The sequence below is a fragment of the Enterobacter sp. BIDMC 27 genome (assembly GCF_000534415.1).
Lineage (GTDB): Bacteria > Pseudomonadota > Gammaproteobacteria > Enterobacterales > Enterobacteriaceae > Enterobacter > Enterobacter hormaechei_C.
In genome coordinates this window covers 1,976,578-1,997,411 of the sequence record NZ_KI973178.1, presented here as the reverse complement: position 1 = coordinate 1,997,411, position 20,834 = coordinate 1,976,578, and the positions used below count along the sequence as shown (strand labels likewise).

18 protein-coding genes and 1 other annotated feature are annotated in these 20,834 nt (G+C 55.4%); of the genes, 7 read left to right on the top strand and 11 right to left on the bottom strand.

Going from position 1 to position 20,834, the window contains the following annotated elements; genetic code table 11:
• Window positions 1-84: 84 nt before the first annotated feature.
• The 9 genes from L463_RS13155 to L463_RS13195 form a co-directional block, all read right to left on the bottom strand.
• Complete coding sequence (locus tag L463_RS13155) at window positions 85-1,389, bottom strand: inosine/guanosine kinase (RefSeq protein WP_032104066.1); 1,305 nt, start codon at window positions 1,387-1,389, stop codon at window positions 85-87.
• Between the two features lie 62 nt (window positions 1,390-1,451).
• Window positions 1,452-2,414, bottom strand: a complete 963-nt coding sequence (gene hemH, locus L463_RS13160; protein ID WP_017383216.1) for a ferrochelatase — start codon at window positions 2,412-2,414, stop codon at window positions 1,452-1,454.
• A gap of 124 nt (window positions 2,415-2,538) precedes the next feature.
• Entirely contained in the window at window positions 2,539-3,183 is a 645-nt protein-coding gene (adk, locus tag L463_RS13165) for an adenylate kinase (RefSeq protein ID WP_006809841.1), read from the bottom strand.
• A gap of 187 nt (window positions 3,184-3,370) precedes the next feature.
• A complete protein-coding gene (htpG, locus tag L463_RS13170) occupies window positions 3,371-5,245 on the bottom strand; it encodes a molecular chaperone HtpG (RefSeq protein ID WP_032104068.1) in 1,875 nt (624 codons plus the stop codon).
• A gap of 110 nt (window positions 5,246-5,355) precedes the next feature.
• Complete coding sequence (recR, locus tag L463_RS13175) at window positions 5,356-5,961, bottom strand: recombination mediator RecR (RefSeq protein WP_006809843.1); 606 nt, start codon at window positions 5,959-5,961, stop codon at window positions 5,356-5,358.
• Window positions 5,961-6,293: a YbaB/EbfC family nucleoid-associated protein gene (locus L463_RS13180; RefSeq protein ID WP_003858972.1), complete on the bottom strand. Its 333-nt coding sequence runs from the start codon at window positions 6,291-6,293 to the stop codon at window positions 5,961-5,963. Before L463_RS13180 ends, recR begins: the two co-directional genes overlap by 1 nt.
• Before the next feature lie 53 nt (window positions 6,294-6,346).
• The gene (gene dnaX / locus L463_RS13185; protein WP_017694393.1) at window positions 6,347-8,275 is read right to left on the bottom strand and encodes a DNA polymerase III subunit gamma/tau; all 1,929 of its coding nucleotides are present in this window, start codon (window positions 8,273-8,275) and stop codon (window positions 6,347-6,349) included.
• Window positions 6,953-7,017 (bottom strand) — a sequence feature (DnaX frameshifting element). (Overlaps the previous gene by 65 nt.)
• Window positions 8,276-8,363: 88 nt before the next feature.
• The gene (apt, locus tag L463_RS13190) at window positions 8,364-8,915 is read right to left on the bottom strand and encodes an adenine phosphoribosyltransferase (protein ID WP_000127359.1); all 552 of its coding nucleotides are present in this window, start codon (window positions 8,913-8,915) and stop codon (window positions 8,364-8,366) included.
• Window positions 8,916-9,066: 151 nt separating this feature from the next.
• Complete coding sequence (locus tag L463_RS13195; protein WP_032104069.1) at window positions 9,067-9,444, bottom strand: DUF454 family protein; 378 nt, start codon at window positions 9,442-9,444, stop codon at window positions 9,067-9,069.
• Between the two features lie 50 nt (window positions 9,445-9,494).
• On the opposite strand from L463_RS13195, the gene priC reads away from it, so the two are divergent.
• Together priC and rsmS are read left to right on the top strand one after the other, a co-directional pair.
• A complete protein-coding gene (gene priC / locus L463_RS13200) occupies window positions 9,495-10,022 on the top strand; it encodes a primosomal replication protein N'' (protein WP_017383213.1) in 528 nt (175 codons plus the stop codon).
• Window positions 10,023-10,034: 12 nt separating this feature from the next.
• A complete protein-coding gene (gene rsmS / locus L463_RS13205) occupies window positions 10,035-10,211 on the top strand; it encodes a pleiotropic regulatory protein RsmS (RefSeq protein ID WP_017694394.1) in 177 nt (58 codons plus the stop codon).
• Between the two features lies 1 nt (window position 10,212).
• Here the strand turns inward: rsmS and mscK are convergent, their stop codons facing one another.
• Both mscK and acrR read right to left on the bottom strand, forming a co-directional pair.
• On the bottom strand, window positions 10,213-13,560 hold the full coding sequence (gene mscK, locus L463_RS13210) for a mechanosensitive channel MscK (protein WP_023296044.1): 3,348 nt from the start codon (window positions 13,558-13,560) through the stop codon (window positions 10,213-10,215).
• Window positions 13,561-13,673: 113 nt separating this feature from the next.
• A complete protein-coding gene (gene acrR / locus L463_RS13215; RefSeq protein ID WP_015571247.1) occupies window positions 13,674-14,327 on the bottom strand; it encodes a multidrug efflux transporter transcriptional repressor AcrR in 654 nt (217 codons plus the stop codon).
• A gap of 141 nt (window positions 14,328-14,468) precedes the next feature.
• Between acrR and acrA the strand changes: the two genes are divergently transcribed.
• The 5 genes from acrA to maa all read left to right on the top strand — a co-directional run bounded on the left by acrA (window position 14,469) and on the right by maa (window position 20,722).
• Window positions 14,469-15,662, top strand: coding sequence for a multidrug efflux RND transporter periplasmic adaptor subunit AcrA (gene acrA / locus L463_RS13220; protein ID WP_017694395.1), 1,194 nt, complete (start codon window positions 14,469-14,471; stop codon window positions 15,660-15,662).
• A gap of 22 nt (window positions 15,663-15,684) precedes the next feature.
• A complete protein-coding gene (gene acrB, locus L463_RS13225; protein WP_015571248.1) occupies window positions 15,685-18,831 on the top strand; it encodes a multidrug efflux RND transporter permease subunit AcrB in 3,147 nt (1,048 codons plus the stop codon).
• 510 nt (window positions 18,832-19,341) lie between these two features.
• Window positions 19,342-19,716 (top strand): Hha toxicity modulator TomB, encoded by a 375-nt coding sequence (tomB, locus tag L463_RS13230; protein ID WP_006809850.1) that lies wholly within the window; start codon window positions 19,342-19,344, stop codon window positions 19,714-19,716.
• A gap of 27 nt (window positions 19,717-19,743) precedes the next feature.
• Window positions 19,744-19,962 carry an HHA domain-containing protein gene (locus L463_RS13235; RefSeq protein ID WP_015571250.1) on the top strand — a complete coding sequence of 73 codons (219 nt, stop codon included), beginning with the start codon at window positions 19,744-19,746 and terminating at the stop codon, window positions 19,960-19,962.
• Between the two features lie 208 nt (window positions 19,963-20,170).
• Entirely contained in the window at window positions 20,171-20,722 is a 552-nt protein-coding gene (gene maa, locus L463_RS13240; RefSeq protein ID WP_015571251.1) for a maltose O-acetyltransferase, read from the top strand.
• Window positions 20,723-20,834 lie beyond the last annotated feature (112 nt).

The following is a 20,834-nucleotide window of genomic DNA, read 5'->3' as shown; positions in this document are numbered from 1 at the left end:
GGCCTGATGCCCTCACCCTGGCCCTCTCCCACAGGGAGAGGGAACAAACACTAAAAACGGCAACCACAGGTTGCCGTTTTGCTTTTACCTGTCCCAATACGCCTCTTCGAGGCTGTCTTCCCGTTCCGGCAGCCCCCGCGTTAAGCGCGGTGAATGCTGGTTCAGCACCTGATAACTCACGCGGTTCGCGTACTTGCACACCTGCGCCAGCGAGGAGTAGGTCAGCCAGTTGAAGGTGTGCTTGCTGGAATTCGGCACATTGGTTTTGTGGTAGGCGTTGGCGGTGATGTCGTGCAGCAGCGCGGCCAGCGCGCCGTCGCCCGCGCCGTTGGTGTTCATGATCTTCTCGGGGCCACCCATATACGGTGCGATGTGGGAGAAGATACGCAGCGGGTTGATGCAGTCTTTATGACGCATGGCGCGGCTGAACTCGTACTGGTTAAATTCGGCGATTGCGCCCGGCAGCAGCGGGTGCTGGGTTTTCCGCTTGCTCTCTTCTTCCGTGAAGCCCGCCATATACAGCCCGACCGGCCCGGCGGTGCAGAGCACCAGATCTACCCAGTCCAGCGCCTTATCAGACGCCAGCAGCGGATCGCTTTCGCCGGTCAGCGCTTCGGCTTCTTCTTCATTCATCGCCAGAATCGAGACGTGTTCTTTCAGGAAGGCCTGCCACCACTCCGGGTTGTCGGCAATGACGAATTTGGTGCCCAGCGTCAGAACCACAGGCACGTTGTATTTCTTCGCGTACTCAATTGCCTTCATGGTTGCGTCCGGCATTGGTTCGCCCGGCTTGCAGCGCACCAGATAGGAGGTCAGTACCAGCGCAGACGCGCCCGCGATCACCTCTTCCGGGATACTTTCAGCGCGCAGCTTGTTCATATGGCCGGGGCTGATGGCAAAGGTACGCTCGCCGGAATCGCTTATCAGCGTAAAGCAGCGGCCAATCGGCCCGTCAACGCCCTGCAAATAATTCAGATCGGTGCGGCTGGAGGTATTGCACAGGTAGCGGTAGGCGTAGCCTCCGATTTCGATATTGCTGCACATCACGCCAAGCAGTACCGAGCGGTCGTCTGCCAGTACGGAGTAGTTGTGCATAGTGTTGCCGATGGTGCCGCCGGCAAACTGGTGGGTGATAAGATTTTCGCGCACCAGCTCCTGATACAGCGCTTCGGCAACGTCATCCTCAATCACCAGCGAGTGCCCGGCGCTCAGACCGTAACGTGCGACAAACGCATCATCCACTTTGGCTTCAATGTCCACCAGCGTCTGATCGATACCGACCACCCAGGCAGCGCTGGTTTCGCTTTCCTGCTGAATTTGCTGTAACAGCGGATCGCGGGCATCGACGGGGAAATAGTGTTTGGACTTACGTTTACCGGGAAATTTCATGGTCTGAACTGTGCAAAGAATACGGGCCGGGAATGGTAGCACAAACCCGGCCCGTAACGCGATCAGCGGCGGGTGGTGACCAGTGACACCATCATGTCGATGTGTTCAGGGGAGTCGTTAAGCGCAGGAATGTATTCGTATTTCGTTCCGCCCGCCTCCATAAAGAACTCTTTGTTCTGGACAGCAATCTCTTCCAGCGTTTCCAGACAGTCCGCCGAGAAGCCCGGCGACATCACCTGAATGTGCTTCACGCCCTTCTCGCCCAGCATCTTAAGCGTTTCATCAGTATACGGGGTGAGCCACGGTTCACGGCCGAAGCGCGACTGGAAGGTCATCATCACCTTCTCAGGCGGCAGGCCGAGGGCGGAGACCAGCTCGCGGGTGGTATCGCGGCAACGCTGGGGGTAATCATCCCCTTCGTTCGCGAAACGCTGCGGAATACCGTGATAGGAGAGCAGCAGCAGATCCGGCTCGCCGTGTTTTTCAAACGACGCGCGCGCGCTGCTGGCAAGCGCCTGAATGTACAGCTCGTTATCGGCGTAGTCGCGGATAAAGGTGATACCCGGTATACGGCGGCGGGTCGCCAGAATGCGCGCCAGTTCGTCCCAGACGGCAGCTACCGTGGAGCACGAATACTGCGGATAAAGGGCCAGCACTACAATGTGTTCAACGCCCTGCGCCAGCAGAGAGTCGACGGCGCTTTCCAGGGACGGCTTACCGTAGCTCATGCCGAGCGCAACGGGCATGTCCGGCAGGCGGGCGGCCAGCGCCTTCTCCTGACGACGGCTGTAGACCATCAGTGGCGAGCCCTCTTCCATCCACACGGACTGATAGAGCTTTGCCACACGCGGGGAACGAATCGGCAGAATGACGCCGCGCAGCAGTGGCCACCACAGCAGTCTTGGGGTATCCACGACGCGCGTGTCGCTTAAAAATTGTCGCAGGTAGCGTTTGACCGCCGCTGGAGTAGGTGCTTCTGGGGTGCCCAGATTGGCAAGCAGGATGCCGGTTTTCGCCTGACTCATTCACGCCTCTTAACCATTTGATAGGCTGTCAATTGTAGCGGAAATGCGTTTAAACGAAACCCATTGCTGTAATAGGTAAGATGAGAATTTTTCTCACCCGGGGCTCCGGGTGAGAGAGGTGCGCTTAGCCGAGGATTTTTTCCAGCTCTGCACGTACGTCAGCCACGGCTTTAGTGCCGTCCACTTTCGCGTATTTGGTGTTACCCGCCTGCGCTTCTTTGGTGTAGTAGCCGATCAGCGGTGCGGTCATCTGATGGTATTCCACCAGGCGTTTACGCACGGTTTCTTCCTGATCGTCTTTACGGGTGGTCAGCTCTTCGCCGGTCACGTCGTCTTTGCCTTCAACCTTAGGTGGGTTGAATTTGATGTGGTAAACGCGGCCAGAAGCAGCGTGTACGCGACGGCCAACGATACGGTCAACGATCAGCTCGTCTGGTACGTCGAACTCCAGCACGTAATCCACGTTGATGCCCGCTTCTTTCATGGCGTCAGCCTGAGGAATGGTGCGCGGGAAGCCGTCCAGCAGGAAACCGTTACGGCAGTCTTCCTGAGCAATGCGCTCTTTAACCAGCGCGATAACCAGTTCGTCGGTCACCAGTTTGCCTGCGTCCATGATGTCTTTCGCTTGTTTACCCAGCTCGGAGCCAGATTTAACAGCGGCGCGCAGCATGTCACCGGTGGAGATTTGCGGAATACCGTATTTCTCCATGATGAACTGAGCCTGAGTTCCTTTACCCGCGCCCGGAGCGCCAAGCAGAATAATACGCATTGCGAAAATCCCCTCAAAAGTCGATTCAATTTTTCAAAAAGCGCTAAACAATACCACCAGAACGGGTATGGCTCAAGGAAGGTGGGAAGGCTGAAACGGTTAACGGGGGGAGATAATTTGGCTTCGTGCGGTCAGGTGCCCTCACCCTAACCCTCTCCCTGTGGAAGAGGGCCGGGGTGAGGGAAGATTACGCCAGCAGCAGCGCATTCACACGTTTAATGAACAGGTTAGGATCTTCCAGCGTACCGCGCTCGGCCAGCAGGGACTGATCCAGCAGCAGTTCAACCCACTCCGCAAAGCGGGCGTCGTCCTGGGTATCCGCCGCGCGTTTCACCAGCGGGTGATCCGGATTAAGCTCAAAGATATATTTCACTTCCGGCACGGCCTGGCCCGCCGCAGCGAACAGTTTCGCCATCTGGGTGCTCATTTCGTCCGCATCGGTGGTGACAATGGCTGGCGTATCGGTCAGACGGTGCGTGAAGCGCACCTCTTTCACGCGGTCGCCCAGCAGCGTTTTAACGCGCTCAACGAACGGCTCCAGCGCCTTCTCGGCTTCTTTCGCGCTGTCGTCCACTTCATCCGCCAGCTTATCGATAGACTCGTCGGCTTTGGCAACGGACTGGAAGGATTTACCGTCGAACTCGGTCAGGTAGTTCATCATCCACTCGTCGATGCGGTCAGACAGCAGCAGCACTTCGATGCCTTTCTTACGCAGCAGTTCCAGATGCGGGCTGCTCTTCGCTGCCGCATAGCTGTCGGCGGTGATGTAGTAGATCTTCTCCTGCCCTTCTTTCATGCGGGAGACGTACTCTTCCAGCGACACGGTCTGGGCGGAGGAGTCGTTGTGCGTAGAGGCGAAGCGCAGCAGTTTAGCGATAGCTTCCACGTTCGCAGTATCTTCCGCCGGACCTTCTTTCAGCACCAGGCCAAACTGTTTCCAGAAGGTCTGGTATTTTTCCGCATCGTCCTTCGCCAGTTTTTCCAGCATCTGCAACGCACGTTTGGTCAGGGCGTTGCGCAGGTTACGGGTGACGGTGCTGTCCTGAAGAATTTCACGGGAGACGTTCAGCGGCAGATCGTTGGAGTCTATCAGGCCACGCACAAAGCGCAGGTAGTTCGGCATGAACTGCTCGGCGTCGTCCATAATGAACACGCGCTGCACGTACAGCTTCAGGCCGTGCTTGTGATCGCGGTTCCACATGTCCCACGGCGCCTGCGCCGGAATGTACAGCAGGCTGGTGTACTCCTGTTTCCCTTCCACACGGTTGTGGCTCCAGGTCAGCGGATCGGTGAAGTCGTGGGCGATGTGCTTGTAAAACTCGTTGTACTCGTCGTCTTTAATTTCAGCTTTATTACGCGTCCACAGCGCCTGCGCCTTGTTGATTTTTTCCCAGGAAACCACGGTTTCGCCGTCTTTCTCTTCCTGTTTTTCAATCTCAACCGGCAGCGCAATATGGTCGGAATATTTGCTAATAATGGAGCGTACGCGCCAGTCGTTCAGGAAATCGTCTTCGCCTTCACGCAGGTGCAGGGTGATTTCGGTGCCGCGATCCGCTTTGGTGATGTCATCAACGGTGTACTCGCCTTCACCTTTAGACTCCCACAGCACGCCGTTCTCGGCGCTGTCGCCCGCGGCGCGGGTGCGCACGGTGACTTTGTCCGCCACGACGAACGCCGAGTAGAAGCCTACGCCGAACTGACCGATCAGCTGGCTGTCTTTCGCCTGGTCAGAGCCCATGGACTCAAGGAACGCTTTGGTGCCGGATTTGGCGATGGTTCCGAGGTGGTCAATCACCTCGTCGCGGTTCATCCCGATGCCGTTATCGGCGATGGTCAGGGTGCGGTTCTCTTTATTAAACGAGACGCGCACGCGCAGCTCGCCGTCGCCTTCATACAGTTCCGGGTTAGACAGCGCGCGGAAGCGTAGCTTGTCCGCCGCATCCGAGGCGTTGGAAATCAGCTCACGCAGGAAGATTTCTTTGTTGGAATACAGGGAATGGATCATCAGGTGCAGAAGCTGTTTTACTTCTGACTGGAAACCACGGGTTTCTTGTCCTTTCATCTAAGTCGACCTCAACAATGCCATTTAATGGGGTTGTAAAACGTTGAGTGAGAGATGGGGATAAGGGGAGGAATTTTCAAGCGGAGGCCGCGCGCGCAGCCTCCGTTTGGTCAGAAAATAATCTTGTGACGTCCGGCCAGCGAGTGTGACAGCGTGGTGCCGTCGACCATCTCCAGCTCACCGCCGACCGGCACGCCGTGGGCGATGCGGCTGGCGTCAACGCCGTACTGCGCGCACAGTTCGGCGATGTAGTTGGCGGTTGCCTCCCCTTCCACCGTCGGGTTGGTGGCGAGGATCACCTCTTTGATGGTTTCCGACTCCAGGCGCTGCTCCAGGCGATCGAGACCGATATCGTCCGGGCCGATGCCATCCAGCGGGGAGAGATGCCCCATCAGCACGAAATAGCGGCCGGAAAACTGCCCGGTTTGTTCGATGGCGTAGATGTCCGCCGGACTCTCCACCACGCAAATCTGACCGTTTTCCTGACGACGCGGGTTCGTGCAAATGTTACATACGTCCTGCTCGGTAAAGGTCCGGCAATCCGCACAGTGGCCAATTTCTGACATGGCGCGGGTCAGAGCCTGCGCCAGGCGCATCCCGCCGCTGCGGTCGCGCTGCAATAGCGTAAACGCCATACGCTGCGCCGACTTCGGGCCAACGCCCGGCAGGCAGCGCAGTGCTTCCATTAACTGCGTGAGCAGCGGACTGGTTTGCATCAGAATGGCATCTTAAAGCCCGGCGGCAGTTGCATACCGCTGGAAACAGAGGCCATTTTCTCTTTCTGGGTTTCGTCGATACGGCGAGCGGCATCGTTAAACGCGGCTGCAACCAGATCTTCCAGCATCTCTTTGTCGTCTTCGAGCAGGCTCGGGTCGATTTCAACGCGACGGCAGTTATGCGCACCGTTGATGGTCACCTTGACCAGACCGGCACCGGATTCACCCGTGACTTCCAGCTGAGCGATCTCTTCCTGCATCTTCTGCATTTTTTCCTGCATCTGCTGAGCCTGCTTCATCAGACCACCCAGACCGCCTTTTCCACCAAACATAGGCTTCTCTCTTCTTTCACGTTAAGGATTACAACCGTAAGTCAGACTCACGATCAAATGGGGCGAATACTCTCTTCATCCAGATCGGCGTCGAAGAACCGACGCAGGGTCTGGATGTTGTTATCCGCAATTATCGCCTCGCGCGCCTGCGCGAGCTTCTCTTCATAAATGGCCTGACGCCACTCGAGCGGCGTTTTCACCGCCGGATTATCATCTTCAATGATAGTCAATTCAACCGGTACACCCTGTAATGCGGTAAGCGCCTCGGCCAGCGCCTTTTGCGCGCCAGGGGAGTTGAGGTGCCGCTGGCCAGGGCGCAGGTGCAGACGCACCTGATTACCGTCCTGCTCTTTCCAGGCGTTCAGCGCGACCTGCTCCACCAGCTTCGGCAGTTGCAGTTTGCTGACCTCGGCGGCCCAGGCATCGCGCTCAATGGATTCTTCCGCGAGCTTCGCGGACAGCTCCGGCGTTTTTTCATGCTCCAGCGCCTTTTTCAACGCTTTTGGCGTGGCGACCACTTCCTTGACCGTTTCAACAACGGTGGTCGCCTTCCAGCGGTATGCCTCTTCTTTCGCCGGGGCTTTTTGCTCGAGCGCGGACGGTGCCGGACGCGACTGCACGCGCTCCGTTACCGAGGCCAGTCGTTCAAGCGCGGCGTTGTTCACCGGCCGCGCTCTTGCAGGCGCTGCCGGTTCACTCTTTTTTGGTTTGGTTGCTCCCTGCGCACGTTGCAACTGGCTTCGTGCGGCAAGCACCGAACTGGTGGCATCCGACAGCGGCACGTTTTGCGGCGGCGGCGATGCCGGTTGCGGTGGCACCTGCTGCGGTGACATTACCGCGGTCGGCGCTACCGGCGCAAAGGACTGCCGGGGCGTTTCCGGCTCCGGCAATGGCTTGCGCGGATGGAAGGCCAGCGCGCGCAGCAGCGTCATTTCAACGCCCATCCGGCGATCCGGTGCAAAAGGCAGCTCTTTGCGGCCAATCAGCAGCGTCTGATAATAAAGCTGAACGTCAGCCGGCGGCACGGTGCGCGCAAGTTCACGCATCCGCTGTTCAATGGTCGCCATGTCCGCGCCAATGGCCGACGGAGACAGTTGCAGCATCGCCACGCGGTGCAGCAGGCTGAGCATCTCGACAAGCAGCGCTTCCCACTCAATGCCACGGGCAGCGGCGTCGTTGACGAGCGCCATCACTCGCTCACCGTTGGCGGCAATCATCGCTTCAATAAGCGACAGCGCCTGATCGTCATCCAGCGTGCCGAGCATGGTACTGACCGCGTCGGTGGAGAGTTTACCGTCACCGCTGGCAATCGCCTGATCGGTCAGGCTCAACGCATCGCGCAGGCTGCCGTCCGCGGCACGGGCCAGCAGTTGCAGCGCACGCGGCTCGTGGACAATGTTCTCTTCATCGAGGATATGCTCAAGCTGAGCGCGGATCTGCTCAACGTCGAGCGCCTTCAGATGGAATTGCAGGCAGCGCGAGAGGATCGTGACCGGCAGCTTTTGCGGATCGGTGGTCGCCAGCAGGAATTTGACATGCGCAGGCGGCTCTTCCAGCGTTTTCAGCAGGGCGTTGAAGCTGTGGCGCGACAGCATGTGCACTTCATCGATCAGATAGACCTTGAAGCGGCCGCGCGCCGGGGCGTACTGCACGTTGTCGAGCAGATCGCGGGTATCTTCCACTTTGGTGCGCGAGGCGGCGTCGATCTCAATCAGATCGACAAAACGCCCCTGCTCGATCTCACGACAGTTGTCGCACACGCCGCACGGGGTGGCGGTGATCCCGGTTTCGCAGTTCAGACCTTTTGCCAGCAGACGGGCAATAGAGGTTTTACCGACGCCGCGGGTGCCGGAAAAAAGATAGGCGTGATGGATGCGACCTAGCGACAAGCCGTTCGCCAGGGCCGTCAGCACATGTTCCTGACCGACAACGTCAGCAAAGGTTTGTGGTCGCCATTTACGGGCTAACACCTGATAACTCATGGGCAGGCTCTGCAACGCTGGAAGGTGAATTAATGGAGGGGAATGCTATCACAACCTCACCCATTGAGCGAGGTTGTGAGATACGGGATTAATGTCCCGGGAATGGCACCAGGCTGTAGCTGGTAATACCCTGTTTTTCCAGGCGCTGCTCGCCGCCGAGATCGAACAGGTTGATGATGAATGCCGCGTCGGTCACTTCCCCGCCCAGACGACGGATCAGCTTCACGGTCGCTTCGATGGTGCCGCCGGTTGCCAGCAGATCGTCCACCACCAGCACTTTGTCGCCTGGCTTGATGGCATCAACGTGAATTTCCAGCTGATCGGTGCCGTATTCCAGTTCATAGCTCTCAGCAATGGTTTCACGCGGCAGTTTGCGCGGTTTACGCACCGGCACAAAACCCACGCCCATCGCCAGCGCAACCGGTGCGCCAAACAGGAAGCCACGGGCTTCAGTACCTACTACTTTGGTGATCCCGGCGTTTTTATAACGCTCAACCAGCAGTTCAATGCTGAGGGCGTACGCTTTCGGGTCTTCCAGCAAGCTGGTGACATCGCGGAAAAGAATGCCAGGTTTTGGATAGTCCTGGATACTTTTGATGCTATTTTTCAGATATTCAAGCTGCTGTGCAGTTGCGGTCATCGGTTTGTGCCTAAATGAAACAGTGTTACTCACGGCGCGCGACGAGTCGGTCAAAGTAACAGTTGTTTAACCTTTGACCAGGCGCACCTGTGCTCGAAAACGGTCGAATTTACTGGCTGTGCGCCATAATTGCAACCGCCATGATGAGGCTTCAGTGCTTTTGTTGCTTTTCATCAACCACGGGGATCCGCCACATAAAGATCAGCAGGCAAACCAGGATCGCCAGCAGCAGAATGCGCACCCACATCATTTTCACCAGCCATAACGAGACGGCGAAGGTGATCAGGATGAAGGCAATGGCGCGCGGCTTGGCCCCGGGCGGCATGGCCCGGTGTTTTTGCCAGTGCCGCAGGTAGCCGCCAAACCACGAGCGGTACAGAAGCCAGTGGTGAAAACGCGGCGACGAGCGGGCGAAGCACCAGGCGGCCAACAGGATAAACGGGGTGGTCGGCAGCAAGGGTAAAACCACACCCAGCGTGCCCAGCACTACCGCGAACCAGCCAATGATGATTAAAATAGTACGCTGCATAATGCGAATCGTTATCAAACTGAACGGCTACTTTACCACTGGAGAGCGCCTTGAAAACAGCACTGCTTCTTGAGAGGCTGCAAAATCAGCTGATCGCGCTGCGGGCGCAGGCCACGCCGTTGATGGGCCACGCCACGCTGAAACCGCGCTTTGACCGACAGCTCTTCCGCACCCGCAGCACCGTCATTGAGGATTATCTTGCTGAAGCGCAGACCAATCTCGACGAGCTTCGTCACGCGGTTGAGAGTGAACAGCAGGAACAGGTCGCGTGGCTTGCGGAGCATCTTACCGAGCAGATCACCGCCCTGCACCGGGAAATCGCCGCCTGGCCGTTACGGGCGTGGGACAGCGCCTCGCCGGGACTCGGAAAATGGCAGCGCAAGCGGCTGGAGAACCAGGAGTTTGAGCGCCGTCTGTTTGAGATGAAGCGCGAGCGCGAAGCCCGCCTGAACACCAGCGAAACGCTGGAAGAGCAGCAGTTATTAATGCGTGAAATCAGCGCGCTGGAAGGCCGCATCGTCCGCTGCCGTCAGGCGCTGGATGAGATTGAACGCGTCATTGAACGCCTGACCCGTTAACAGGAGCCACTGATGTCACTGGAAAATGCCCCCGACGAGGTCAAGCTGGCCGTCGATTTAATTATGCTGCTGGAAAATCACGAGATCCCGGCGGAGACGGTGCTGAAAGCGCTGGAGATTGTGCGACGAGATTTTGAGGGGAAACTTCCCCCTCACCCTACCCTCTCCCCAGAGGGGAGAGGGAAATAGATTAGGCGGGAGTAGGGTCGTCCCCCTTAATCTCGCGCTTCACTTCCGTATGCTCATCGCCTTTCTCGTTGCGCAGATGAACCTCAAGCTGGTTAAAGGCGATATTAATATCGTTTTCACGACACAGACGGTCAATGGTGCGGTTCAGCTCATCGACGGTGTAGCTGCGATCGCGCAGTTCGCGTACGTACAGGCGCAGCTCATGATCCAAAGTGCTCGGCCCGAAGGTGGTGAAGAATACCGCTGGCGCAGGATCGTGCATCACTTTTGGATGGTCGGCTGCCGCCTTCAGCAGTACCTCTTTCACCTTGTCCAGATCCGAGCCATAGGCCACCCCGAGTCGGATCACCACGCGAGTGGTGGTATCCGAGAGCGACCAGTTGATCAGACGCTCGGTCACAAACGCTTTGTTCGGGATGATCACCTCTTTACGATCGAAGTCGGTAATGGTGGTCGCACGAATGCGGATCTTGCTGACGGTCCCGGAGAAAGTACCGATGGTGACGGTATCGCCGATACGCACCGGACGTTCGAACAGGATAATCAGGCCAGAGACAAAGTTACCGAAGATCTCCTGCAAGCCGAAGCCCAGACCCACCGACAACGCCGCCGCCAGCCACTGGAGTTTATCCCACGAGACGCCCAGCGAGCCGAATACCGTCATCGCCCCGACAATAATAATGACATAGTTCAGGATGGTGGTAATAGCGTACGACGCCCCCTGACGCAGGTTCAGCCTTGAGAGCACCAGCACTTCCAGCAGACCCGGCAGGTTGCGGATCAACGCCCAGGCAACCACTGACGACACCAGCGCAAAGAGCAGGCTGCCCATGGTGACGCTTTTCATTACCGCAGCGCCCGCTTCGGTACCGTTGTATTGCCAGAGCGTGATACTGTCGAGGTAGGCGAAGACGGTAATTAAATCAGACCAGATGGCCCAGAACATCACCGCAAACAGGGCGATCATCACCAGCATGGTAATACGCATCGTTTGCTGGTTAACCTGCTCCAGAGCAATGGTCGGCTCTTCCTGCGGCTCTGCCCCTTCAGCCCCCTCTTTCACCTGATGCTGCCGACGGGCAACAGCACGACGATACGCAATGCGGCGCGCCGCCACGCTCAAACCACGCAGCACGGTCTGGAACAGCAGGTTCCATACAATCACCAGATAAACCGTTTCGATCCAGCGACCGGACAGACGCAGCGTGGTATAGAAGTAACCCGTCGCCGTCAGCACCATCAGCGCCAGAGGAATGATCGCCAGTACCGTTACGGTAGCCAGACGAAGATTGTGGGACTCTTTATCCCGCCAGCTGTCGCGGCACATTGGCCACATCAGAACGGCAATCAGCAGCAGGTTCAGCATAATCACCAGTTGCCCCAGCACGTCATCCATCAGGTGCAGCGGGGAAAGCTCCGCCACAACTGACCAGAAGTGCAGCGGCAGCAGCGCGAGGCTGATGCGCACAATCTGGCGACGCCAGTGGCTGGTGAGTTTTTCCGGCATGTTGAAGTGGCGGACGGCGACGCCATCTTTTTCCAGCACTTTCCAGCACAGACCAAACACCAGCCAGAACAGCGCCAGCTTCTTGCTGAACGCCCACAGCAGATCGCTGATATTCAGCTGCATGGTCAGCAGGATCAGGCCCACGGCGAGTATCAACAGGCAGACCGGCAGAGCACGGATCAGATCGATCAGGATCGCTTTCGGGGTGTGCAGTTGGCTGTCGTTACGCAGTTGCCCCACTTCCGAGGCCAGCTTCGCCTGGTACTGTTTCAGCCATTTCAAACGCCAGCGTATGACGCCAGCGATGAGCAGCAAAGGCAGCCCCGTCAGGAAGGCAATCATCACCGCAGGCCAGGCTTTCTCCCAGTTCACGGTAATTTTCATGCTTTTGATCTGGGATTTCAGCGTTTCCGGGAAAGATTTAAACCAGTCCCAGTCCATGGGTTTATTGCTGTTCACCCAGAAAATCTGCTGGGTCAGGATCTCCTGGAGGCTTTTAGAAACGCTCACCAGCTGCTGCTGGTTGATTTGCAGGTTAATCGCCATCATCAGCTGGTTGCCCAGCTGCTTGTTAAGCTGATCGAGCAATTCGCGGCGCATGTCCACCACCTGCAACAGCGCGTCGTGAACTTCAGCGTTCACTTCACCTGAATGGCCCTCTTCCACTTTGGCAACGAAGGTATCGCTCTGGAATAGCGCATCGCGCTGCTGGTTAACGTCAAACTGTTCAAGACGCAAATCCGCAATGCGGTTGGTCATGTCTTCCAGCTCGTCGGCGGACGGCAGCGTCTGCTGTTGCTGGTAGAGAATGCGCGACAGCAGCAGGCTGCCCTTCAGGACGGCAATCTGCTCCTTGACGTTGCGCTCGGCCTGCAAAGCGCGATCCAGCCAGTTTTTGACCTTAATATTCTGCTGCACCAGCGCGCTGCCGCTTTCAGTCGCCTGAATCAGACGCTCGCTCAGTTGGTGGTTAATCTCCAGCTCCTGCTTCACCAGCGGGTTGGCCTGAATACGGGCCGTCTCGTCTGGCGAAACCGCTTCCTGCGCCGTTTTTTCAGTCAGCGTCAGGCGCTTGCTGTTCACCGCTTCCTGCAACAGCTGAAGCTGATGCTCAAGCCGGTTGATATTCGCGGTCACGTAGTCACGCTGTTTTTGCAGCGCATCCTGTAGCACCGTGTTGCCTTCCAGGCTCTTACGCTGCTGTTCAATCTCCGCGTTTAGCAGCGTCTGCTGGATGTTCAGCAGCGTTTGCTGGGTGGGACGAAGCGCCCCTTCCCCCACGGTGATGCCATTCAGACGGTTACGTATCTGCTGTAGCTGTTGCGACGCCGAGTACATGGCGTTCTGCACGCGCTCAGGCTGGGTTTGCAGCGAAACCAGCTGGCTGTTGTAGGTTGAGAGATCGGATTGCGCCGTTTGCAGATCGTCCAGCAGCTGCGCCACGCGCGACTCAAGCTGGCGCAACGACAGCGTGGCAAGCGTTTTTCGGGTTTCATCGTCGTTATCGACGTCGCTGAGCGCACTCAGCGCCTCCGTTGCCTTACGCATGTTCTCCGGCGCCTGAGCGACCTTCTGCCGTAGCTGGGCCGTTTCGGCTTTGATGCGATCGATCTTGTCCAGCGTTTCCAGGGTTTCCGTCAGATCCTGCTGAACGAGCTTTTCCTGGGCGGAGAGATCTTTTTGCTTATTCAGGGTGTCGAGTTGCGACTGAACATCAGCACGCGTGGGAATGTCACTGCCGTTGTCTGCACGTGCCCATGAAAGCGGCGCGGCTGCAAAGTAAAACAGCAGGATCAAAAACAGGGCCAGAACAGGATGTTGCGAGCGATTGATGTGCAGCATAGTTGTGAATGTGATGTGAGAAATGACCGGAAATAGTCGGGCATGAAGGATATCACGCCCGGCTGAAGCAGAATAGTACGACGGAAAGGGTCTACGATTTTTCCCATGCCCGATCAGGCAGAGCGCGGGCTAAGTTTACTTTGAAGGGTCGGACAGAGCTGGCACATCTCAAGAAAAATTTCGACGTAGCTGCGCGCCTCTGACCTGAGATCGAACGACTCCGGAGCAAAAAGCCAGTTTTCCATCAGGCCGGAAATATAGCTGCGCATCAGGATCGCCGCCCGGCGGGTGAGTAATGTGGCAGGAAGCATTTTGGCCTGCATGCACTCCGTGAGGACCTGTTCGATGCGATCGTAGCTTTCCAGACACAGGTCGCGCTGCGCCTGCTGAACCACCGCCATTTCACCAACGAACTCACATTTATGGAAGATGATTTCCATCATCAGACGACGACGCTCTTCAACAACCGTCGCTTCAAGGATATATACTAGAATTTCTCTTAACACTGAGAGTGGATCGTGAGGGAATTTTGCCCGATACTCACTCTCAAGATCGCTAATGCTGGACTCTGAAAGCTCCCAGATTTCACCAAACAGATCGGACTTGTCTTTGAAATGCCAGTAAATCGCTCCCCGCGTGACGCCCGCGGCCTGAGCAATCTGTGCCAGCGAGGTTGCCGAAACACCCTGCTGTGAGAACAAACGCATTGCCACATCCAGAATGTGTTGTCGGGTTTCCAGCGCTTGTTGTTTGGTTTTTCGTGCCATACGTTGATGAATTTACAGGAGTCAGATTTACATACATTTATGAATGTATGTACCATAGCATGACGATAATATAAACGCAGCAATGGGTTTTTAGACTCAGGACCCTTGATCAATTTGAAATCGGACACTCGAGGTTTACATATGAACAAAAACAGAGGGTTAACGCCTCTGGCGGTCGTTCTGATGCTCTCAGGCAGCTTAGCGCTTACAGGATGTGACGACAAACAGGCTCAACAAGGAGCTCAGCAGGTGCCAGAAGTTGGCGTCGTGACGCTCAAATCCGAACCTCTCCAGATGACAACAGAACTACCGGGCCGCACCAGTGCCTACCGCATTGCGGAAGTGCGTCCGCAGGTGAGCGGTATCATCCTGAAACGTAACTTCACCGAAGGCGGTGATGTCAAGGCAGGCGAGTCTCTGTATCAGATTGATCCAGCAACCTATCAGGCGTCTTATGAGAGCGCTAAGGGCGATCTGGCTAAAGCCGAAGCGGCAGCCAAAATCTCGCAGCTGACGTTGAATCGTTACAAGAAACTGCTCGGCACGCAGTACATCAGCCAACAGGATTACGATTCTGCCCTGGCCGATGCACAGCAAGCCAACGCAGCCGTTGTGGCGGCGAAAGCGGCGGTAGAAACCGCGCGTATTAACCTGGCCTACACCAAAGTGACCTCCCCTATCAGCGGTCGCATTGGTAAATCAGCCGTCACCGAAGGTGCGCTGGTGCAGAACGGTCAAACCAACGCGCTGGCCACCGTGCAGCAGCTCGACCCGATCTACGTTGACGTCACCCAGTCCAGCAACGATTTCCTGCGTCTCAAACAGGAGCTGGCTAACGGCACCCTGAAACAGGAAAACGGTAAAGCCAAAGTGGAACTGGTTACCAACGACGGTATCAAGTTCTCACAGACTGGCACACTGGAATTTTCTGATGTGACCGTCGATCAGACCACCGGCTCTATCACCATCCGGGCCATTTTCCCCAATCCGGATAAAACCCTGCTGCCCGGTATGTTCGTACGCGCCCGTCTTGAGGAAGGGACTAACCCAAGCGCCATTCTGGTTCCTCAGCAAGGTGTGACCCGTACGCCACGCGGTGATGCGAGCGCACTGGTTGTGGGTGCCGATAACAAAGTCGAAACACGCAATATCACTGCAACGCAGGCGATTGGCGACAAGTGGCTGGTAACGGAAGGTCTGAAAGATGGCGATCGCGTAATTATTACTGGTTTGCAAAAAGTTCGTCCTGGTGCGCAGGTCAAAGCTCAGGAAGTGAAATCTGACGACAAACAACAAGCGTCGGCCGCTGGCCAGTCAGAACAAACCAAGTCTTAACTTAAACAGGAGCCGTTAAGACATGCCTAATTTCTTTATCGATCGCCCCATATTTGCGTGGGTGATCGCCATAATCATCATGCTGGCCGGGGGACTTGCGATCCTGAAGCTGCCTGTCGCGCAATATCCAACGATTGCGCCGCCGGCAGTGACGATCTCCGCAACCTATCCGGGCGCTGATGCCAAAACGGTGCAGGATACGGTTACGCAGGTTATCGAACAGAACATGAACGGTATCGATAACCTGATGTACATGTCCTCAAACAGTGACTCAACCGGTACGGTTCAGATCACCCTGACCTTTGAATCCGGTACGGATGCGGACATTGCACAGGTTCAGGTGCAGAACAAATTGCAGCTGGCGATGCCTCTGCTGCCGCAGGAAGTACAACAGCAGGGCGTGAGCGTCGAGAAATCGTCCAGTAGCTTCCTGATGGTTGTCGGCGTGATCAACACCAACGGCACCATGACGCAGGAGGATATTTCCGACTACGTGGGCGCCAACATGAAGGACGCCATCAGCCGTACGTCTGGTGTGGGTGACGTTCAGCTGTTCGGTTCCCAGTACGCGATGCGTATCTGGATGGATCCGAATAAACTGAACAACTTCCAGCTGACGCCGGTTGACGTTATCAGCGCAATTAAAGCGCAGAACGCCCAGGTTGCCGCCGGTCAGTTGGGTGGTACACCGCCGGTGAAAGGCCAGCAGCTTAACGCGTCGATCATCGCGCAAACGCGTCTGACCTCCGCCGATGAGTTCAGCAAAATTCTGCTGAAGGTGAATCAGGACGGTTCGCAGGTTCGCCTGCGTGACGTGGCGAAGGTTGAGCTGGGCGGTGAGAACTACGACATCATTGCGAAGTTCAACGGTAAACCGGCTTCCGGTCTGGGTATCAAACTGGCGACGGGCGCGAACGCCCTGGACACCGCGACGGCTATCCGTGCAGAACTGAAGAAGATGGAACCGTTCTTCCCGTCAGGTCTGAAAATCGTTTATCCGTATGACACCACGCCATTCGTTAAAATTTCGATTCACGAAGTGGTGAAAACCCTGGTTGAGGCGATCATTCTCGTCTTCCTGGTGATGTACTTGTTCCTGCAAAACTTCCGCGCAACGCTGATCCCAACCATCGCCGTGCCGGTTGTACTGCTCGGGACCTTCGCGGTGCTGGCGATATTTGGCTACTCGATAAACACCCTGACGATGTTCGGGATGGTGCTCGCCATCGGCCTGCTGGTGGATGACGCCATCGTGGTGGTCGAAAACGTCGAGCGTGTCATGGCGGAAGAAGGCCTGCCGCCGAAGGAAGCAACCCGTAAATCAATGGGCCAGATCCAGGGCGCGCTGGTCGGTATCGCGATGGTACTGTCTGCGGTATTTATCCCGATGGCCTTCTTTGGTGGCTCTACCGGTGCGATTTACCGTCAGTTCTCCATCACCATTGTTTCGGCGATGGCGCTGTCGGTACTGGTTGCACTGATCCTGACGCCAGCCCTGTGCGCGACGATGCTGAAGCCGATTCAGAAAGGCGGTCACGGCGAGCATAAAGGCTTCTTCGGCTGGTTCAACCGCATGTTTGATAAGAGTACGCACCACTACACCGACAGCGTGGGTAATATCCTGCGCAGCACCGGTCGTTACCTGCTGCTCTATATCATCATCGTGGTGGGCATGGCTTTCCTGTTCGTTCGTCTGCCAAGCTCGTTCCTGCCAGATGAAGATCAGGGCGTGTTCCTGAGTATGGCGCAGCTTCCGGCCGGTGCGACGCAAGAGCGTACGCAAAAGGTGCTGGATGAGATGACCGACTACTTCCTGACCAAAGAGAAAGACAACGTCGAATCCGTGTTTGCGGTTAACGGCTTTGGCTTCGCGGGTCGTGGTCAGAACACCGGTATCGCCTTCGTTTCTCTGAAAGACTGGTCTGAACGTCCGGGCGCAGAGAACAAGGTAGAAGCCATTACCGGCCGCGCGATGGGCACCTTCTCACAGATTAAAGATGCGATGGTCTTCGCCTTTAACCTGCCAGCGATTGTTGAACTGGGTACGGCGACCGGCTTCGACTTCCAGCTGATTGACCAGGGCGGTCTGGGCCACGAAAAACTGACTCAGGCGCGTAACCAGCTGTTTGGCGAGGTGGCAAAACACCCTGACCTGCTGGTGGGCGTTCGCCCTAACGGTCTGGAAGATACGCCGCAGTACAAGATCGATATCGACCAGGAAAAAGCGCAGGCGCTGGGTGTTTCCATCAGCGACATTAATACCACGCTGGGTGCAGCCTGGGGTGGCAGCTACGTCAACGACTTCATCGACCGTGGTCGCGTGAAGAAAGTCTACGTGATGTCCGAAGCGCAATACCGTATGCTGCCGAACGATATCAACAACTGGTATGTTCGCGGCAGCGATGGCCAGATGGTGCCATTCTCCGCCTTCTCAACCTCGCGCTGGGAATACGGTTCACCGCGTCTGGAGCGTTATAACGGCTTGCCATCGATGGAAATCCTCGGTCAGGCAGCGCCGGGCCGAAGCACCGGTGAAGCCATGAACCTGATGGAAGAACTGGCTAGCAAACTGCCTGCGGGTGTCGGCTACGACTGGACCGGCATGTCCTATCAGGAACGTCTGTCCGGTAACCAGGCCCCTGCCCTGTACGCCATTTCACTGATTGTGGTGTTCCTGTGTCTGGCGGCATTGTATGAGAGCTGGTCGATTCCATTCTCCGTTATGCTGGTGGTTCCGCTGGGGGTTATCGGTGCGCTGCTTGCCGCAACGTTCCGTGGGCTGACCAACGACGTTTACTTCCAGGTGGGCCTGCTGACAACCATTGGCTTGTCGGCGAAGAACGCGATACTAATCGTCGAATTCGCCAAAGATCTGATGGAGAAAGAAGGAAAAGGCCTGATTGAAGCAACGCTGGAAGCCGTTCGTATGCGTTTGCGTCCAATCCTGATGACGTCCCTGGCATTTATCCTCGGCGTTATGCCGCTGGTTATCAGCTCCGGCGCGGGCTCCGGCGCACAGAACGCAGTAGGTACCGGCGTAATGGGTGGGATGGTAACCGCGACCGTTCTTGCGATCTTCTTCGTACCGGTGTTCTTCGTGGTGGTTCGCCGCCGCTTCAGCCGTAAGAATGAAGACGTTGAGCACAATCATTCGGTAGAACATCACTGATACCGGTTTCACATGATAAAAAGGCCGCATTTGCGGCCTTTTTCTTTTTCAGAAAAAATCATAAAATAGACCTATTGCCTTTCTATTTATTTTCCTCTTTTTTAATAAGGCCTATCATAATAGGCCGATAACTTACACCAGGAACTCAGCATTCTTTTATTATCATTTCGTGACGTAAATTATTCGGACTATTCCTAAGCAATGGAAAATATCTGAAGATATCTGGTTTCGGACTTCACATGAAACTTTGCGCTAACTCAATGAATTCTAAGGAACCGATAAAAATCGTCTTTTTTATTGATTAACGCGTTCGCTGCAAAAGGTAGATTTGCGTAAAGGCTCGAACAGTAACGATTTAATTGTAATTTTTCGTAATAGCGCGGTGAAATCTTGATCAGAGTGGCTTATAGTTAGAGTTATCAGGAACACAGCTCCCGTGTGGCTAAGCAAGTTGTATCCATCCCGACATGATGTTCGGTGAGTAAAAAATCACTCAGAAGGGGATGCGCTATGGACGAGTACTCGCCAAAAAGGCATGATATCGCGCAGTTGAAATTTCTCTGCGAATCCTTGTACCATGACTGCCTTGCCAATCTTGAAGAAAGTAACCATGGCTGGGTGAACGATCCAACGTCTGCTATCAATTTACAGCTTAACGAGCTGATCGAGCATATCGCCACCTTCGCACTTAATTATAAAATTAAGTACAATGAAGATAATAAGTTGATAGAGCAAATTGATGAATACCTGGACGACACCTTTATGTTGTTCAGCAGCTACGGCATTAACGCACAGGATTTGCAGAAATGGCGTAAATCAGGAAACCGTCTATTTCGCTGCTTCACTAATGTCAGCAGAGCTAATCCGGTTAGTCTTTCCTGTTAAAATTATTACAATTACTAAGGTGAATTTATGTCTGATAAACCATTAACAAAAGTCGATTATTTGATGCGCCTGCGACGCTGCCAGTCAATTGACACCCTTGAACGAGTTATTGAGAAAAATAAATACGAGCTGTCTGATAATGAACTGGCGGTATTTTATTCAGCTGCCGACCATCGTCTTGCTGAGCTGACCATGAATAAACTGTATGACAAGATCCCCTCTTCGGTGTGGAAATTTGTTCGTTAATCGTTGAAGATAGACTGTAAAGGCATTACGCCCGTTGTTAAGCTGAATTTACCTTTCGAATTACGCTTCAAATGCAAACGCCAGGTTCCCGTATAAAACGTATTTATGCGCAAGAATGTTGTGACTCCCGTCACAGCCACTTTTAGGGAACGTTCCCTTTCTGGTTAATCCTCTTTACGCTGCGTAAAACGATTCCAGAGAGGTTCCCATGAGTGAAGAAAAACAGAAGATGATTGCAGGTGAATATTACCGCCCTGGCGATGACACGCTGAGGGCTGACCGTTTACGCGCGCGTCATCTTGTTCACCGCTATAACCATACCGCACCCGATGAGAAGGCCGAACGTCGCGCCTTATTAGCTGACCTGCTGGGTCAAAGCGAAGGTGCCTATATAGAGCCAAGCTTCCGCTGCGACTACGGGTATAACATCTATCTGGGCAACAATTTTTACGCTAACTTCGATTGCGTCATGCTGGACGTCTGCCCTGTCCGCATTGGCGATAACTGTATGCTTGCGCCGGGAGTGCACATTTATACGGCCACGCATCCTCTGGATGCGACCGAACGTAACAGCGGGCTGGAGTACGGTAAACCGGTCACCATTGGTGATAATGTCTGGATCGGCGGACGCGCGGTGATTAATCCAGGCGTGACCATTGGCGATAATGCGGTTATCGCTTCCGGCGCGGTAGTGACCAAAGACGTGCCGGCCAATGCGGTAGTGGGCGGGAATCCGGCGAAAATCATTAAAATGATCTAAGTGCATCCTGAGTAACTGTTATGCTTTTTCCTGGCATAACTGTTACTTTCATCGCATAAACCCCTCTCATAAAATAGGCAGATCACCTGTATTTTTAACAATCATAAAGGCA

Excerpts from the sequence above, each read along its gene's own strand:
- acrR (WP_015571247.1), bottom strand. The coding sequence starts at position 14,327 with ATGGCACGAAAAACCAAACAACAAGCGCTGGAAACCCGACAACACATT.
- hemH (WP_017383216.1), bottom strand. The coding sequence starts at position 2,414 with ATGAGTCAGGCGAAAACCGGCATCCTGCTTGCCAATCTGGGCACCCCA.
- L463_RS13180 (WP_003858972.1), bottom strand. The coding sequence starts at position 6,293 with ATGTTTGGTGGAAAAGGCGGTCTGGGTGGTCTGATGAAGCAGGCTCAG.
- dnaX (WP_017694393.1), bottom strand. The coding sequence starts at position 8,275 with ATGAGTTATCAGGTGTTAGCCCGTAAATGGCGACCACAAACCTTTGCT.
- apt (WP_000127359.1), bottom strand. The coding sequence starts at position 8,915 with ATGACCGCAACTGCACAGCAGCTTGAATATCTGAAAAATAGCATCAAA.
- htpG (WP_032104068.1), bottom strand. The coding sequence starts at position 5,245 with ATGAAAGGACAAGAAACCCGTGGTTTCCAGTCAGAAGTAAAACAGCTT.
- tomB (WP_006809850.1), top strand. The coding sequence starts at position 19,342 with ATGGACGAGTACTCGCCAAAAAGGCATGATATCGCGCAGTTGAAATTT.
- L463_RS13235 (WP_015571250.1), top strand. The coding sequence starts at position 19,744 with ATGTCTGATAAACCATTAACAAAAGTCGATTATTTGATGCGCCTGCGA.
- rsmS (WP_017694394.1), top strand. The coding sequence starts at position 10,035 with ATGTCACTGGAAAATGCCCCCGACGAGGTCAAGCTGGCCGTCGATTTA.
- acrA (WP_017694395.1), top strand. The coding sequence starts at position 14,469 with ATGAACAAAAACAGAGGGTTAACGCCTCTGGCGGTCGTTCTGATGCTC.
- maa (WP_015571251.1), top strand. The coding sequence starts at position 20,171 with ATGAGTGAAGAAAAACAGAAGATGATTGCAGGTGAATATTACCGCCCT.
- L463_RS13155 (WP_032104066.1), bottom strand. The coding sequence starts at position 1,389 with ATGAAATTTCCCGGTAAACGTAAGTCCAAACACTATTTCCCCGTCGAT.
- recR (WP_006809843.1), bottom strand. The coding sequence starts at position 5,961 with ATGCAAACCAGTCCGCTGCTCACGCAGTTAATGGAAGCACTGCGCTGC.
- mscK (WP_023296044.1), bottom strand. The coding sequence starts at position 13,560 with ATGCTGCACATCAATCGCTCGCAACATCCTGTTCTGGCCCTGTTTTTG.
- acrB (WP_015571248.1), top strand. The coding sequence starts at position 15,685 with ATGCCTAATTTCTTTATCGATCGCCCCATATTTGCGTGGGTGATCGCC.
- adk (WP_006809841.1), bottom strand. The coding sequence starts at position 3,183 with ATGCGTATTATTCTGCTTGGCGCTCCGGGCGCGGGTAAAGGAACTCAG.
- L463_RS13195 (WP_032104069.1), bottom strand. The coding sequence starts at position 9,444 with ATGCAGCGTACTATTTTAATCATCATTGGCTGGTTCGCGGTAGTGCTG.